This is a genomic window from Streptomyces sp. NPDC037100, from assembly GCF_055606225.1.
The window spans coordinates 144,652-158,256 of record NZ_JBVJSX010000012.1 but is presented as its reverse complement, the minus strand read 5'-3'; the positions used below and the strand labels follow the sequence as shown (position 1 = coordinate 158,256).

The following is a 13,605-nucleotide window of genomic DNA, read 5'->3' as shown; positions in this document are numbered from 1 at the left end:
GTCAGTCGGTCGGTCCCGCCGGACCGGTTCTCACGCCCGCTGCCCGAACAGTTCCCGCAGGACGTCCTCCATGGTCACCAGCCCGGCCAGCCGCCCGTCCGCCCCGAGGACGGCCGCGAGATGCGTACGACTGCCCCGCATCGCCGTGAGGACGTCGTCCAGGGGCGTGTGTTCCCGCACGCGCGCGATGGGGCGCATGTCCCGCAGCCGGAACGGCGTGGTGCGCCCGGCGGCGTCCAGGGCGTCCTTCACATGCAGGTAGCCGACGATCCGCCGCCCCTCGTCCACCACGGGGAAGCGGGAGAACCCGGACTCCGCCGACAGCCGCTCCAGTTCCTCCGGGGTGACACCCACGCTCGCGTACACCACGCGTTCCAGTGGCAGCACCACGTCCCGCACGGGGCGGCGGCCCAGTTCCAGCGCGTCGCGCAGCCGTTCCTGGGCACGGTCGTCGATCAGTCCGGCCTCGCTGGAGTCCTTCACGATCTGCGCGATCTGCGCGTCCGAGTAGGAGGCGGCGACCTCCTCCCGGGCCTCGACGCGCAGCAGTTTCAGCAGGGCGTTGGCGAACGTGTTCACCGTGAAGATCACCGGACGCAGGGCCCGGGACAGCGCGACCAGGGGCGGTCCGAGGGCCAGCGCGCTGCGCACCGGCTCGGCGAGCGCGATGTTCTTCGGCACCATCTCGCCGAGCAGCATGTGCAGATAGGTCGCGAGGGACAGCGCGATCACGAAGGACACCGCGTGCCCCGCGCCCTCGGGCACGCCCGCCGCGTGGAACACCGGCTCCAGCAGATGCGCGATCGCGGGCTCGGCCACCACGCCCAGCACCAGCGTGCACAGCGTGATGCCGAGCTGGGCGGCGGCCATCAGCGCGGACACGTGCTCCAGACCCCACAGCACACTCTTCGCGCGCCGGTCGCCCTGGTCGGCGTAGGGCTCGATCTGGCTGCGGCGCACGGAGATCAATGCGAACTCGGCACCGACGAAGAAGGCGTTGACGACGAGTGTCGCCAGTCCGATCAGCAGCTGGGCGGCGGTCACAGCTCCACCCCCTTCTCGTCGGGCTGCCGGTCGTCGAGGGGTGCGCGCAGCCGGACGCGGGCCGCCCGGCGCCCCGTGGCGTCCAGGACCTCGAGGTGCCAGCCGGCGACCTCGAGGGTGTCACCCGCGGCCGGTATCCGGCCCAGCACCGTCGCCACCAGCCCGGCGAGCGTCTCGTAGGGCCCCTCCGGAGCGCGCAGCCCGATGCGTTCCAGGTGGTCCACGCGTGCGGAGCCGTCGGCCGAGTACAGCGCGTTCCCGGACTCGTCGGTACCGGCCGCGGCCAGGTCGGGCGTCTCGTGCGGGTCGTGCTCGTCGCGCACCTCGCCGACGACCTCTTCGACGATGTCCTCCAGCGTGGCCACGCCCGCCGTGCCGCCGTACTCGTCGATCACGACGGCCATCGTGCGCTTGCCGGAGAGCCGGTCCAGGAGCCGGTCGACGGTGAGCGTCTCCGGGACCAGCAGCGGCTCGCGCATCAGCTCGGAGACGTAGATCCGGGTCCTGCGCTCGGCCGGCACCGCCAGCACGTCCTTGACGTGGGCCGTCCCGACGACCGAGTCGAGGGTCCCGCGGTACACGGGGAACCGGGACAGGCCCGTCGCCCGGGTCGCGTTCGCCACGTCCTCCAGGGTCGCCTGCACCTCCAGCGCGACGACCTGCACCCGGGGCGTCATGACGTTCTCCGCGGTCAGGTCGGCGAGGTTCAGCGTGCGCACGAACAGCTCGGCGGTGTCCGCCTCCAGGGCGCCCTCCTTGGCGGAGTGCCGGGCGAGGGCGGCCAGCTCCTGCGGCCCGCGCGCCGAGGCGAGTTCCTCGGCCGGCTCGACACCGATCCGCCGTACGACCCGGTTCGCCGTGTTGTTCAGGTGCGTGATGAACGGCCGGAACGCGGCACTGAACCAGCGCTGGGCGTTGCCCACGGTCTTGGCGACGGTCAGCGGCGAGGAGATCGCCCAGTTCTTGGGCACCAGCTCGCCGACGACCATGAGGAACACCGTGGACAAGGCGGTGCCGATCACCAGCGCGATGCTGTGCGACGCCGAGCGCGAGACGCCGAGGTCCTCCAGCGGCCCGGCGATCAGGGCGGCGATCGACGGCTCGGCGAGCATGCCGACCACCAGGTTCGTGACGGTGATGCCGAGCTGCGCCCCGGAGAGCTGGAACGTCAGGTTCCGTACGGCCTTCAGCGCACCCTGCGCGCCCCGCTCGCCGCGCTCGACGGCCTGCTCCAGCTCGGCGCGCTCGACCGTGGTGAGGGAGAACTCGGCCGCCACGAAGGCGCCGCAGGCGAGCGAGAGCAGGATCGCCGCCAGAAGGAGGAGCACTTCGGTCATCGGTTCACCCCCGTTCCATGGTTCTCCAGGACGGGGCGGAACGCGCGGTGTCGCGCACGGGGAGGCTCGCCCATGGGCGGAGGCTCACAACCTTTCATGCAGGACCGAGTGGCCATTCAAGAGTAAAGGATGGGCAAAGTCCGCCTCCGGTTGTGATCAGTGCCTCGCGGCCGTGACTACTCGGTGAGCGGCTTCACCCAGCGTCGCCACTGCTCCTCTGCCCCGTATCCGGCCGCTCCCCACGTCCGGTGCGCGGTCTCGTTGCGCGTGAGCACCATCGCGTCCGCGCGGCGCCCGCCGAGCCGTACGAACCGCTCCTCCGCGGCGGCGAGCAGTGCGGTCGCGACACCCTGGCGGCGGTGGTCCGGGTGGACGGCCAGCCGGTACAGATGGCAGCGCCAGCCGTCGAACCCGGCGATCACCGTGCCGACCAGTTCGCCGTCGCTCCCCCGAGCTCTCGACTCCGCTCGAGCAGAGGGGACCCCCATGGCGAGGATCAGCGCCTCGGGGTCTCGCGCGACGAGCCGCTCCACCCCACCGCGGTCGTCGCTGATGCTCGTGCCCTCGGCGGCCACCTTCCAGAAGGCCAGAACAGCGTCGAGGTCCTCGGGCGTCGCGGCCCGGATGCGTACATCGGTCATCCCGAGATCACATCACCCGCGCCGACCCGCGGCAGGCCGTTTCAGGATGCGGACGTCACTCGTGGGCGATGGCCGCCAGGACGTTCATGCGGGAGGCGCGCAACGCCGGCAGGAGCGCCGCCACGACTCCCACCACCGCCGAGCCGGCCACCACCAGCACGATCGTGACCCACGGGATCGCCAGGGCCGTCATGCCCTGGAGGGCCAGTACCTGCTGTGTGCACACACCCCACACCAGCCCCAGTGCGAGCCCGAGGACCGCGCCGAACACCGCGATCACCACCGACTCCAGCCGGATCATCCGCCGCAGCTGACGCCGGGCCAGCCCGATCGCCCGCAACAGTCCGATCTCCCGGGTGCGTTCGACGACCGACAGCGCGAGGGTGTTGACCACGCCCAGTACCGCGATGATGATCGCCAGCCCGAGCAGCGCGTACACGAGGTACAGCAGGACGGCGATCTGGTCACGGACCAGCTGCTTGTAGTCGGCCAGGTCCCGCACCTGCACCTGCGGGTACGGTTCCAGGGTCTCCTCCAGGTGCGCGCGCAGATCGTCGTCGCTCGTGCCTGCGGCGGCGTTGACGTACAGCGCGGAGTCCCGCCCGCCCGGCGCGTACCGCTCCAGGGTGCCCAGCCCGAAGAACAGCCCGCCCTGGGTGCCGAACCCCTCTGCGGTGTCCTGGTCGGTGAGCGCACCGACCGTCAGCTCGGCCGAGCGTCCGCCCGGGAACTCCACCGGCAGGACGCTGCCCACACGTACGCCGTGGTCGCGTGCGAAATCCCGGTCCATGGCCAGGTGCCCGCGTGCGAGCGCGGCCGCCGAGTCCCCTTGCGCGTAGGTGATGTTGGCGACCTCGTCGAGCCGCGGATCGTAGCCCGCCGCCGTGGTCTCCACGCGGTCGCCGTCCGGGAGGCGCACCGCGACCGGTGTGAACCTCCCGCGCACGACCAGGCCCACGCCTTCGGTGCGGCGCACCTTGTCGGTGACCTCCTGCGGGAACGGCTGGAAGTTGGTGTTCTGCACGACGAAGTCGGCGCCGAGCGTCGTGTCGATCTGCCGGTCGAACGAGGCGGTCATCGACTCGCTCGCCACCGACATCCCGCCGACCAGGGCGATTCCCACCATCAGAGCCGCCGCGGTGGCTCCGGTGCGGCGGGGGTTGCGCAGGGCGTTGCGCTGGCTCATCCGGCCGATCGGACCGAACAGCGCGGGGAAGGCCGCGCCGAGCACCCGGATCACCGGGCGCACCAACAGGGGCCCGGCGATCACCGTCGCGATCAGGGTGAGCACCACGCCGAGCCCGAGCAGGGACGCCGCCGACGACGTCTGCCGGGACACCGCGCACCCCGCGAGTGCCGCCGCACCGGCTGCCCCGACGATCGCGCCCGCCACCGCACGCACCCGCAGCGGCCGGCCCACCCCGGTCACCTCGGCGTCCGAGAGCGCGGCCATCGGCGAGACGCCCGCGGCCCGCCGGGCCGGGAGGTACGCGGCGACGAAGGTGACGCCGAGCCCGACGACGTACGCCGCCACGGGGGTCACCCAGCCGATCTGCATCTCGTCGGCGTCGATGTTCATGCCGAGCAGGCCCATCAGAGCGATCAGCCCGGCCGCGAGCCCGATGCCCGCGGCGAGTCCCAGCGTGGAGCCGACGAGCCCGAGAAGCAGGGCCTCGGTGAGCACCGAGGCGCGGACCTGGCGCCGGTCGGCTCCCAGCGCACGCAGCAGGCCCAGCTCACGGGTGCGCTGGGCGATGAGCATGGAGAAGGTGTTGACGATCAGGAACACGCCGACCAGGACGGCGACCCCGGCGAAGCCGAGCATCACGTACTTGATGACGTCGAGGAACCCGCCCAGTTGCTCGACGTCCGACTCGGCCTGTTCGTCGGCCGTCCTGAGGTCGTAGGTGTGCGCTCCGAGCGCGCCGGCCACGCGCTGTTTGAGCCGGTCGTCGCCGACGCCCCGCGCCGCGTCGACCGAGATGCTCGTGGCCGTACCCGGCCGGCCCAGCAGCTTCGTCTGGGCGGTGGGGGTGTCGAAGTAGAGCAGCGCGGAGCCGGGGTTCGTGGTCGTGAACGTGGCGATGCCGACCACCCGGACCCGGAACGACCCGGGGGGTGCGATGACCGTGAGGCTGTCGCCGACCTGCACGTCCTTGCGGCCGGCGGTCTCGGAGTCGAGCAGCGCCTGCGCGGGGCCGCGCGGGGCATGACCCGAGGTCAGTTGCACGGGGCTGCGCTCGTTCGGGTTCCAGGCGTAGCCGAGCGTCGGTGCCCCGGTGGTCGGGCCCACCGGGTCGTTCTCCTCGTTCACGACCGTGAGGCCGTTCACCTTCACGTCGGCGCGGGCCGCCGCGACCCCGTCGATCTGCCGGACCCGTTCTGCGAGCGCGGCCGGCAGGGTGGCCGTCCGGCCCGACGGCAGCGCCTCGTCGAGGTCCTTCTTCGGGCTGACCGTGACATCGGCCGCGGTGGAGGCGAACAGCCGGTCGAACGTGCGGCTGACGGTGTCCGAGAAGATCAGGCTCCCGGTGACGAACGCGACGGACAACAGGACGGCGAGCGCGGAGAGCAGCAGTCGCCCCTTGTGCGCCAGGAAGCTCCGCAGGGTCGCCTTGAGCACGGGCTCAGTTCTCCTCGGGTGACACCGGGGCGCCGGCGTCCTCGGAGCGGGTGCGGATCACGTCGAACCTCTTCATCCGCTCCAGGACCGCCTCCGCCGTCGGGCGCCGCATCTCGTCGACGATCCGGCCGTCCCCGAGGAAGAGCACCAGGTCCGAGTGGGCGGCGGCCCCGGGATCATGGGTCACCATGACGACGGTCTGCCCGAGCTGGTCCACCGCCTCGCGCAGGAAGCCGAGCACCTCGAGCCCGGCGCGCGAGTCGAGGTTGCCGGTCGGTTCGTCCGCGAAGATCAGCTCGGGCCGGGAGGCCAGCGCCCGCGCGCAGGCCACGCGCTGCTGCTGCCCGCCGGAGAGCTGCGAGGGGCGGTGCCTCAGCCGGTCCCGCAGGCCCAGGGTGTCGATCACCTGGTCCAGCCATGTCCCGTCGGGCTTGCGGCCCGCGATGTCCATGGGCAGGGTGATGTTCTCCAGCGCGTTCAGGGTCGGGATGAGGTTGAACGACTGGAACATGAACCCGATCCGGTCCCGGCGCAGCCGCGTCAGCTCGCGCTCCCTCAGCCCGGTGATCTCCGTGTCACCCAGCCACACCTGACCGGCCGAGACGGTGTCGAGACCGGCCAGACAGTGCATCAGCGTGGACTTGCCGGAACCCGACGGGCCCATCACCGCGGTGAACCGGCCCCGGACGACGTCCACGTCCACCGAGTCGAGCGCGAGCACGGCCGTCTCGCCCGCGCCGTACGCCTTGGTCAGACCGCGGGCGCGGGCCGCGATCCCGTCGGCCGACGCGAGGCCGGGAGCGTGCTCCGCAGCAGGTGTGGACAAGGCCGCCTCCTCTGGGTGGACGTCAGGACCTCCAACCCTGCCCGAGAGTAATGTGACCCGTCCCACACTCGGTATCCTCCGCGGGTCGGACTCCGCCCTTGCCGGTGCTAGCACCTGCGCGCTAGCTTCGGGGTATGGCGAAGACCCAGCTGAACGTGCGCGTCGACGAGGGCACCGCCCGCGCCGCCCGTGAGCGTGCCCTGGCCCGCGGGATGAGCGTCAACCGCTACATCGAGGAGCTGGTCAGACAGGACACCGGCGAGGTGGGCCACACCTTCGTGGAGGCCGCCGCGGACTTCATGAAGCAGTACGAGTCCGTCTTCGCCGAGGAGTTCGGTGGGGGTGCCCCCGCTCGAGCGAAGCCGGGAGTGGGGGAGGACCGCGAGGACACGCGCGAAGGTCGCCACTGAACCGTTGAACAACCTCGAGATCGACCTCGCCTGGCTGCTGATGCTCGCCGAGCACAAGACCCCCGGGGACCCCCAGGTCACCGACTGGGGAGCCCTCGTCGCCGCCGTCGCCCGCCACCAGGCCGCCGTGTTCGACGTCCCCGTCTACGACAGCCCGCACGCCCGCGCCGCCGCCCTGCTCCAGCTCCTGATCCACGTCCCCGCGCTGGAACGCTCCAACGCCCTGTTCGCCTCCGCCGTCGCCTACGCGTACCTCGTCGCCAGCGGCGTCAAGGTCATCACCTCGCCCGAGCAGGTCCGCGACCTCGCCCGGCTGGTCAAGAGCGGCGAGGCCTCCGTGCGGGAGATCGAGCAGGAGCTGCGTCAGTGGAGCCTGTGATCAACCGCCGACCGGGCGCCAGGCGGTCCCGAGCACGCAGTACGAGGTGGGCAGCCGCGGCCCCTCAGCCGGCATCAGCACCTGCCGGTAGGGGCCGAGCTCGAACCCGGCGTCCCGCAGCGCCCGCACCGGCTCCCGTGCCACATGGCAGCCCCCGCTCAGCACCGGCCACACCGTCCGGTCCAGCACCTGCTGCGTGAGGGTCATCGCCCGTCCGCCGCCCCGGCCGTGCTCGAAGAACCGCACCTCGCCGCCCGGCCGCAGCACCCGCCGCAGCTCCCCGAGCGCCCGGGGCACGTCCCGCACACTGCACAGCACCAGCGACACCACGGCAGCGTCGAAGCCCTCGCTCTTGACCGGCAGCGCCTCGGCCGTCCCCGGCACCACGTCCACCGGCACCCCGGCCCGCAGAGCGGCCTCCACGGCCAGGTGCCGCAGCCGCCGCTCCGGTTCGATGGCGACGACCTCCGCGACGGTGCCCGGATAGTGCGCGAAGTTCAGTCCGTTGCCCGCGCCGATCTCGATCACCCGCCCCGACAGCCCGCCGAGCAGTCTCCCGCGTATCGGGCCCATGCCCATCCGGGTCTCGGCGGCCACGCTGATCCGGGCGTAGCAGCGGGCGAACAGCGGATGGTGCACGGCGTCCCGTGGCACCTTGCCTGAGCGGAGCGGCATGGGAACCTCCCTGACGAGGCCGGCCTTGCGCCTTACCGTGATTGTCCCCCGGACGGGCCCGGCGCATCCCTGCCGTCTACCGCAGGAGTACGCGCCGGAAGGCTCCCCTGCCGTCCGACCCCGTCGGGCACGGCGGAGTGAGGGCGAGCAGACCGGCGACCCCGAGGGCGCCGGTCACCAGCCAGGGGTCCCACGACGACCTGCCGTCGGCGGTCAGGCTAGGCGAGTTCCGCCGCCAGCAGGGCCGCGGCGCCGGCCACCAGCGGATTGTCGGCCGGGGCGTCCTCCTCCGGCTGCGTGGTCAGCACCGACATCACGATCGGCGGGCCGTCCGGCGGCCAGGTGATGCCCACGTCGTTGTTGCTGCCGTACTGTCCGCCGCCCGTCTTGTCGGCGAGCAGCCAGTCGGCCGGCAGACCCTTGCGGAACCTCTCCAGGCTCGTCGTGTTGTGCAGCAGCCAGTCCGTGAGCCGGGCCCTGTCCCGGGGCTCCAGCACGTCGCCGAGCACCAGCCGGGCGTAGGTCAGGCCGATGGCGCGCGGGGAGGTCGTGTCGGTCACGCGCCACGGCTCCGCGGAGTTGAGCTCGGGCTCCCAGCGGTCCAGCCGGGTGACGCGGTCACCCGTCGAGCGGGCGAAGCGCGTGATGGCGGTCGGTCCACCCAGCTCCTTGAGCAGCAGGTTTCCCGCGGTGTTGTCGCTGAAGCGGATGGTGGCGTCGCACAGTTCGCCCACGGTCATGCCGGTCGCGACGTGCTTCTCGGTGACGATGGAGTAGCCCGACCTGATGACGTACGCCTGGGTGTAGTGGATGCGCCGGGCCAGGAACTCGCCGTCGCGGTCGAGGTCGCGCAGCACGGCCGCGGCGGCGAGCGTCTTGAACACCGAGGCCATCGGGAAGCGCTCGTCGGCCCGGTAGGCCACCGTCCGGCCCGTGCGCATGTTGCGGGCGTACACGCCCAGCCGCGCGGTGTGCTCCTGCTCCAGTTCCCGCAGCCGCGCGGTGACCGCGGCGGTGCCGGTCGACGCCTGGGCGGTGCCGCCGCCCAGCGAGAGAGCGGCGGCCGTGCCCAGCGCGAGAGCCGTACGGCGGGACGGGCGTAATCCGTTCGCGTGCAAGGTGGTCCCTTCGGAGGCGATCACGTACAACGTTCAACACGCGATCACATCCGCGCCGGTTGCACCGCCCTCCCGCCCGGACCCTCAGAACGCCCCGGGAGCCTCCCGCACCCGGAAGGCCTCCGCGTCCCACGATCCGTCCAGTTGCGGCGCCAGCCAGTGCGGCGCGGACGCCCGGAAGGCGATGGGGGACAGGGCGCCCGACCCGGCCGGGACGGCGCCCAGCAGCGGGGCTCCGGCCACGTCGGGCAGGTCCGCGAGATTGCAGCGCGCGGCGAGGTCCGGGGCCGCGGGCCAGCTCCCGATCACGATCCCGGCCATCTCCAGCCCCCGGGAGCGCAGTTCACGCGCCGTCAACTCCGTCATGTTGAGGGTGCCGAGCCCCGCGGGCGCCACGACCAGTACCGGCGCCGACAGCAGCCGGGCCGCGTCCGCCAGCGTCCCTCCGGCCGCGTCGAACCGGACGAGCAGTCCGCCGGCGCCTTCGACCAGCACCAGATCGTGCTCGGTGGCCAGTTTGGCCGCCGCCTCCGCGACCTCGTGCGGATGGACCGGGGCCCGGCCGGCCCGGCGCGCCGCCGTTGCCGGGGCCAGCGGCTCGGGATACCGGGCGAGTTCGGTCGTCGTCACCGGGCCCGCCAGGCGCCCCACCTCGGCGGCGTCCCCGGGCTCGTCCGGCCGTACGCCCGTCTGCGCGGCCTTGAGCACGGCCACCGACCGGCCGGCCGCCAGTGCCGTCGCGGCGACGGCGGCGGTCACGACCGTCTTGCCGACCTCCGTGCCCGTGCCCGTGATCACCAGTACCGGCATGTCATCCCTCCCGCGCCGCCGCGCACACGGCGCGCGCGATCCGCGCCAGGTCCGCTTCGCCCGTCACGTACGGCGGCATGGTGTAGATCAGATCGCGGAACGGCCGCAGCCACACGCCCTCGCGCACGGCCGCCCGCGTCGCCGCCTCCATGTCCACGGCGTGATCCAGCTGGACCACGCCGATGGCGCCGAGGACGCGTACGTCCCTCACGCCCGGCAGGTCCGAGGCGGCCGAGAGCCCGTCCCGCAGCCCCGTCTCGATCCGCTTGACCTCCGTGAGCCAGTCCTGCCCGATCAGCAGCTCGATCGAGGCGCAGGCCACGGCAGCCGCCAGCGGATTGCCCATGAACGTCGGCCCGTGTGCGAGCACCGGTACCTCGCCCCGCGAGATGCCGTCGGCCACCCGCGCGGTGCACAGGGTCGCCGCCATGGTCATGTAACCCCCGGTCAGCGCCTTGCCCACGCACATCACGTCCGGCGTGACGGCCGCGTGCTCCGCCGCGAACATCGCACCCGTACGGCCGAAGCCGGACGCGATCTCGTCGAACACCAGCAACACGTCGTGCGCGTCGCACGCCTCGCGCAGCACCCGCAGATAGGCGGGGGAGTGGAACCGCATCCCGCCCGCGCCCTGCACCACCGGCTCGACGATCACCGCCGCCAGTTCACCCGCGTGCTGTTCGATCAGCGACCGCAGCTGCTCGGCGTACGCCTCCTCGTACTGCGCCGGGGGCGGGTCGGCGAACACCTGGCGCTGCAGCACCCCGGTCCACAGGTCGTGCATCCCGCCCTGGGGATCGCACACCGACATCGGCTGCCAGGTGTCGCCGTGGTAGCCGCCGCGCCAGGTCAGCAACCGCTGCTTGCCGGGGCGGCCCAGCGAACGCCAGTACTGCAGGCACATCTTGACCGCCACCTCGACCGACACCGACCCGGAGTCGGCCAGGAAGACATGCTCCAGGCCCTCGGGTGACATGTCGACAAGGAGCTTCGCCAGCCGCACGGCGGGCTCGTGGGTGAGCCCGCCGAACATCACGTGGGACATCCGTCCGAGCTGCTCGCGGGCGGCCTCGTTGAGCACCGGGTGGTTGTAGCCGTGGATCGCCGACCACCAGGACGACATCCCGTCGACCAACTCCCCGGAGCCGTCGGCGAGCCGCAGCCGCACCCCGCTCGCCGACTCCACGACGAGCGGTTCCTGCCGGCCGGGCATCGGACCGTAGGGATGCCACACGTGCCGCCGGTCGAGTTCCAGCAGCTCGGAAACGGTCGGTTCAGGCATTGGGCGCGAGGTCCGTCCCGGCACCCCGGCGGCGCACGGCGACCAGGTCGGTCCGCGGTTCGGCGCCCGTGGAGGAGTCCGCGACCTGCGGTTCCTCGCCGGAGCCGCACGCCCCGCCGCCGGAGCCGCACACTCCGCCCCCGTCGTGGCAGCCGCCGGCGGCCCGGTGCTCGGGCAGCGTCACCTGATCGGTGCCCTCCACCTCGAACCCGGCGTCCGCGATCATCTCCAGGTCTGCCTTGCCTGCCTGGCCCTCACTCGTGAGGTAGTCGCCGAGGAAGATCGAGTTGGCCAGGTGCAGCGCGAGCGGCTGCATCGTGCGCAGATGGACCTCGCGCCCGCCCGCGATCCGCACCTCGACGTCCGGGCAGACGAACCGCGTCATCGCCAGGATCCTCAGGCACCGCTGCGGGGTCAGGTTCCACTCCTTGCCGAGCGGGGTGCCCTCGAACGGGATCAGGAAGTTCACCGGAACCGAGTCCGGGTCCAGCTCACGCAGCGAGTAGACGACGTCCACCAGGTCCTCGTCCGTCTCGCCCATGCCGGCGATCAGCCCGGAGCAGGCGGACAGACCGGCCGCGTGCGCCTTCTGCACGGTGTCGACGCGGTCCTCGTAGGTGTGCGTGGTGGTGATCTCCCCGTACGTCGCCTCGGACGTGTTGAGGTTGTGGTTGTAGGCGTCGGCGCCGGCCTCGCGCAGCCGCTCCGCCTGGCCCTCGGAGAGCAGTCCGAGGCAGGCGCACACCTCGACGCCCTCGTTGTTGTCCTTGATCGCCCTGATCGTCTCGGAGACCCGGTCCACGTCCCGGTCGGTCGGGCCGCGCCCGCTCGCCACCAGGCACACCCGCTTGGCCCCGCCGGCCACCCCGGCCGCCGCCGCGTCGGACGCCTGGTCGGGCTTCAGCCAGGTGTACTTCAGGATCCCGGCCGTCGAGCCGAGCCGCTGCGAACAGTAGGAGCAGTCCTCGGGGCACAGGCCGGACTTGAGGTTGACGAGATAGTTCAGTTTCACTCGTCGGCCGAACCAGTGCCGACGCACCTTTCCGGCCGCGGCCACCACATCGAGCAGGTCGTCGTCGGACGTCGCGAGGACGGCCAGTGCCTCGTCGCGGGTCGGCAGCTCGCGCCGAAGCCCCTTGTCCACCAGCGTGTTCAGCAGGTCCATGGAAGCCGATCCTGTCCTACGGAGGCGCCCCTGGCCAAGGAGAGTTCGCACAAGAGAGTCGCTTCGAGGTGTGGGTATTGCCACACAGTGACCTGCTGGTAGTCCCGCTAGTGTCTGTGCACTGCCTACAAATTCCCCGGAGGACCACCCATGGCGTTCGGCTGGATCGACGAGCAGGCGGAGCTGCGTGCCCGCGCCGGACTCGTACGGACTCTGCGTCCCCGTCCGGCCGATTCGCCGCTCCTCGACCTGGCGAGCAACGACTACCTCGGGCTGGCCCGACACCCCGAGGTCACCGAGGGCGCCGCCCGGGCCGCGCGGGACTGGGGCGGCGGCTCGACGGGCTCCCGGCTCGTCACCGGCACCACCGAACTGCACGCCGAACTCGAGCGGGAACTGGCCGATTTCTGCGGTTTCGAGGCGGCCCTCGTCTTCTCCTCCGGCTACGCCGCCAACCTCGCCGCGGTCACCGCGCTGGCTCCGCACGGCTCCCTGATCGTCTCCGACGCGGGCAACCACGCCTCGCTCATCGACGGCTGCCGGCTGGCCCGCGGCACCACCCAGGTGGTGGCGCACGCCGAGCCGGACGCCGTGCGCAAAGCGCTGGCGACCCACGAGGGCACGGCGATCGCCGTGTCCGACACGGTCTTCTCGGTCGACGGCGACGCGGCCCCCCTCACCGCGCTGGCCGAGGCCTGCCGGGAGCACGGTGCAGGGCTGGTCGTCGACGACGCCCACGGACTGGGCGTTCTCGGCGACGGCGGCCGCGGCGCTCCGCACGCGAGGGGCCTCGCGGGCGCAGGCGACGTCGTCGCGACGGTCACCCTCTCCAAGTCGCTCGGCAGCCAGGGCGGAGCCGTCCTCGGCCCCGCGCGGGTCGTCGACCATCTGGTCAACGCGGCCCGGACGTTCATCTTCGACACCGGACTCGCCCCCGCGGCGGCGGGGGCGGCCCTGGCGGCCCTGCGGCTGCTGCGCCGCGAGCCGCAGCGGGCGGCACGGGCCCGCGCGGTGGCGGGCGAACTGCACGCACGCCTGACCGCCGCGGGTCTGGAAGCGGTCCGTCCGGACGCCGCGGTGGTCTCGGTGCGGGCGGCCTCTCCCGAGGACGCCGTGCGCTGGGCGGCACAGTGCCGCGCGGCGGGCCTGGCCGTGGGGTGCTTCCGGCCCCCTTCCGTGCCGGACGGCATCTCACGGCTCAGGCTGACCGCCCGCGCGGACCTGACCGGTCAGCAGATCGAACGCGCTGTACGGCTGATCGGCGAGACGCGGCCATGAGTCGGCGTGACAGGGCC

13 protein-coding genes are annotated in these 13,605 nt (G+C 72.5%); 3 read left to right on the top strand and 10 right to left on the bottom strand.

The genetic code is table 11. From position 1 onward, the window contains the following. Positions 1-30: 30 nt before the first annotated feature. The 5 genes from ACZ7EG_RS32635 to ACZ7EG_RS32615 all read right to left on the bottom strand — a co-directional run bounded on the left by ACZ7EG_RS32635 (position 31) and on the right by ACZ7EG_RS32615 (position 6,471). Positions 31-1,044, bottom strand: a complete 1,014-nt coding sequence (locus ACZ7EG_RS32635) for a hemolysin family protein (RefSeq protein WP_471086871.1) — start codon at positions 1,042-1,044, stop codon at positions 31-33. Then, positions 1,041-2,381 carry a hemolysin family protein gene (locus ACZ7EG_RS32630; protein WP_471086868.1) on the bottom strand — a complete coding sequence of 447 codons (1,341 nt, stop codon included), beginning with the start codon at positions 2,379-2,381 and terminating at the stop codon, positions 1,041-1,043. Before ACZ7EG_RS32630 ends, ACZ7EG_RS32635 begins: the two co-directional genes overlap by 4 nt. Before the next feature lie 176 nt (positions 2,382-2,557). Further along, on the bottom strand, positions 2,558-3,022 hold the full coding sequence (locus tag ACZ7EG_RS32625) for a GNAT family N-acetyltransferase (RefSeq protein WP_471086865.1): 465 nt from the start codon (positions 3,020-3,022) through the stop codon (positions 2,558-2,560). Between the two features lie 55 nt (positions 3,023-3,077). Then, entirely contained in the window at positions 3,078-5,645 is a 2,568-nt protein-coding gene (locus ACZ7EG_RS32620; RefSeq protein WP_471086862.1) for an ABC transporter permease, read from the bottom strand. A gap of 4 nt (positions 5,646-5,649) precedes the next feature. Continuing rightward, positions 5,650-6,471: an ABC transporter ATP-binding protein gene (locus ACZ7EG_RS32615; RefSeq protein WP_471086859.1), complete on the bottom strand. Its 822-nt coding sequence runs from the start codon at positions 6,469-6,471 to the stop codon at positions 5,650-5,652. A gap of 134 nt (positions 6,472-6,605) precedes the next feature. Here ACZ7EG_RS32615 and ACZ7EG_RS32610 point away from each other — a divergent pair, with 134 nt between their 5' ends. Together ACZ7EG_RS32610 and ACZ7EG_RS32605 are read left to right on the top strand one after the other, a co-directional pair. Next, complete coding sequence (locus ACZ7EG_RS32610) at positions 6,606-6,881, top strand: toxin-antitoxin system HicB family antitoxin (protein ID WP_361940119.1); 276 nt, start codon at positions 6,606-6,608, stop codon at positions 6,879-6,881. 4 nt (positions 6,882-6,885) lie between these two features. Further along, on the top strand, positions 6,886-7,260 hold the full coding sequence (locus ACZ7EG_RS32605; protein WP_104781954.1) for a fic family toxin-antitoxin system, toxin component: 375 nt from the start codon (positions 6,886-6,888) through the stop codon (positions 7,258-7,260). On the opposite strand, the gene ACZ7EG_RS32600 is transcribed toward ACZ7EG_RS32605, so the two are convergent. The 5 genes from ACZ7EG_RS32600 to bioB form a co-directional block, all read right to left on the bottom strand. Then, positions 7,261-7,935, bottom strand: coding sequence for a class I SAM-dependent methyltransferase (locus tag ACZ7EG_RS32600; protein WP_471086855.1), 675 nt, complete (start codon positions 7,933-7,935; stop codon positions 7,261-7,263). It abuts the gene before it with no gap. A gap of 218 nt (positions 7,936-8,153) precedes the next feature. Further along, the gene (gene bla, locus ACZ7EG_RS32595) at positions 8,154-9,053 is read right to left on the bottom strand and encodes a class A beta-lactamase (protein ID WP_471086852.1); all 900 of its coding nucleotides are present in this window, start codon (positions 9,051-9,053) and stop codon (positions 8,154-8,156) included. Between the two features lie 84 nt (positions 9,054-9,137). Further along, a complete protein-coding gene (gene bioD, locus ACZ7EG_RS32590; protein WP_471086849.1) occupies positions 9,138-9,863 on the bottom strand; it encodes a dethiobiotin synthase in 726 nt (241 codons plus the stop codon). Position 9,864: 1 nt separating this feature from the next. Beyond that, positions 9,865-11,145, bottom strand: coding sequence for an adenosylmethionine--8-amino-7-oxononanoate transaminase (locus tag ACZ7EG_RS32585; protein WP_471086847.1), 1,281 nt, complete (start codon positions 11,143-11,145; stop codon positions 9,865-9,867). Next, on the bottom strand, positions 11,138-12,310 hold the full coding sequence (gene bioB / locus ACZ7EG_RS32580; protein WP_471086845.1) for a biotin synthase BioB: 1,173 nt from the start codon (positions 12,308-12,310) through the stop codon (positions 11,138-11,140). Before bioB ends, ACZ7EG_RS32585 begins: the two co-directional genes overlap by 8 nt. Positions 12,311-12,460: 150 nt before the next feature. Between bioB and ACZ7EG_RS32575 the strand changes: the two genes are divergently transcribed. After that, on the top strand, positions 12,461-13,588 hold the full coding sequence (locus tag ACZ7EG_RS32575) for an 8-amino-7-oxononanoate synthase (RefSeq protein ID WP_471086842.1): 1,128 nt from the start codon (positions 12,461-12,463) through the stop codon (positions 13,586-13,588). The last annotated feature ends 17 nt before the right edge of the window (positions 13,589-13,605 follow it).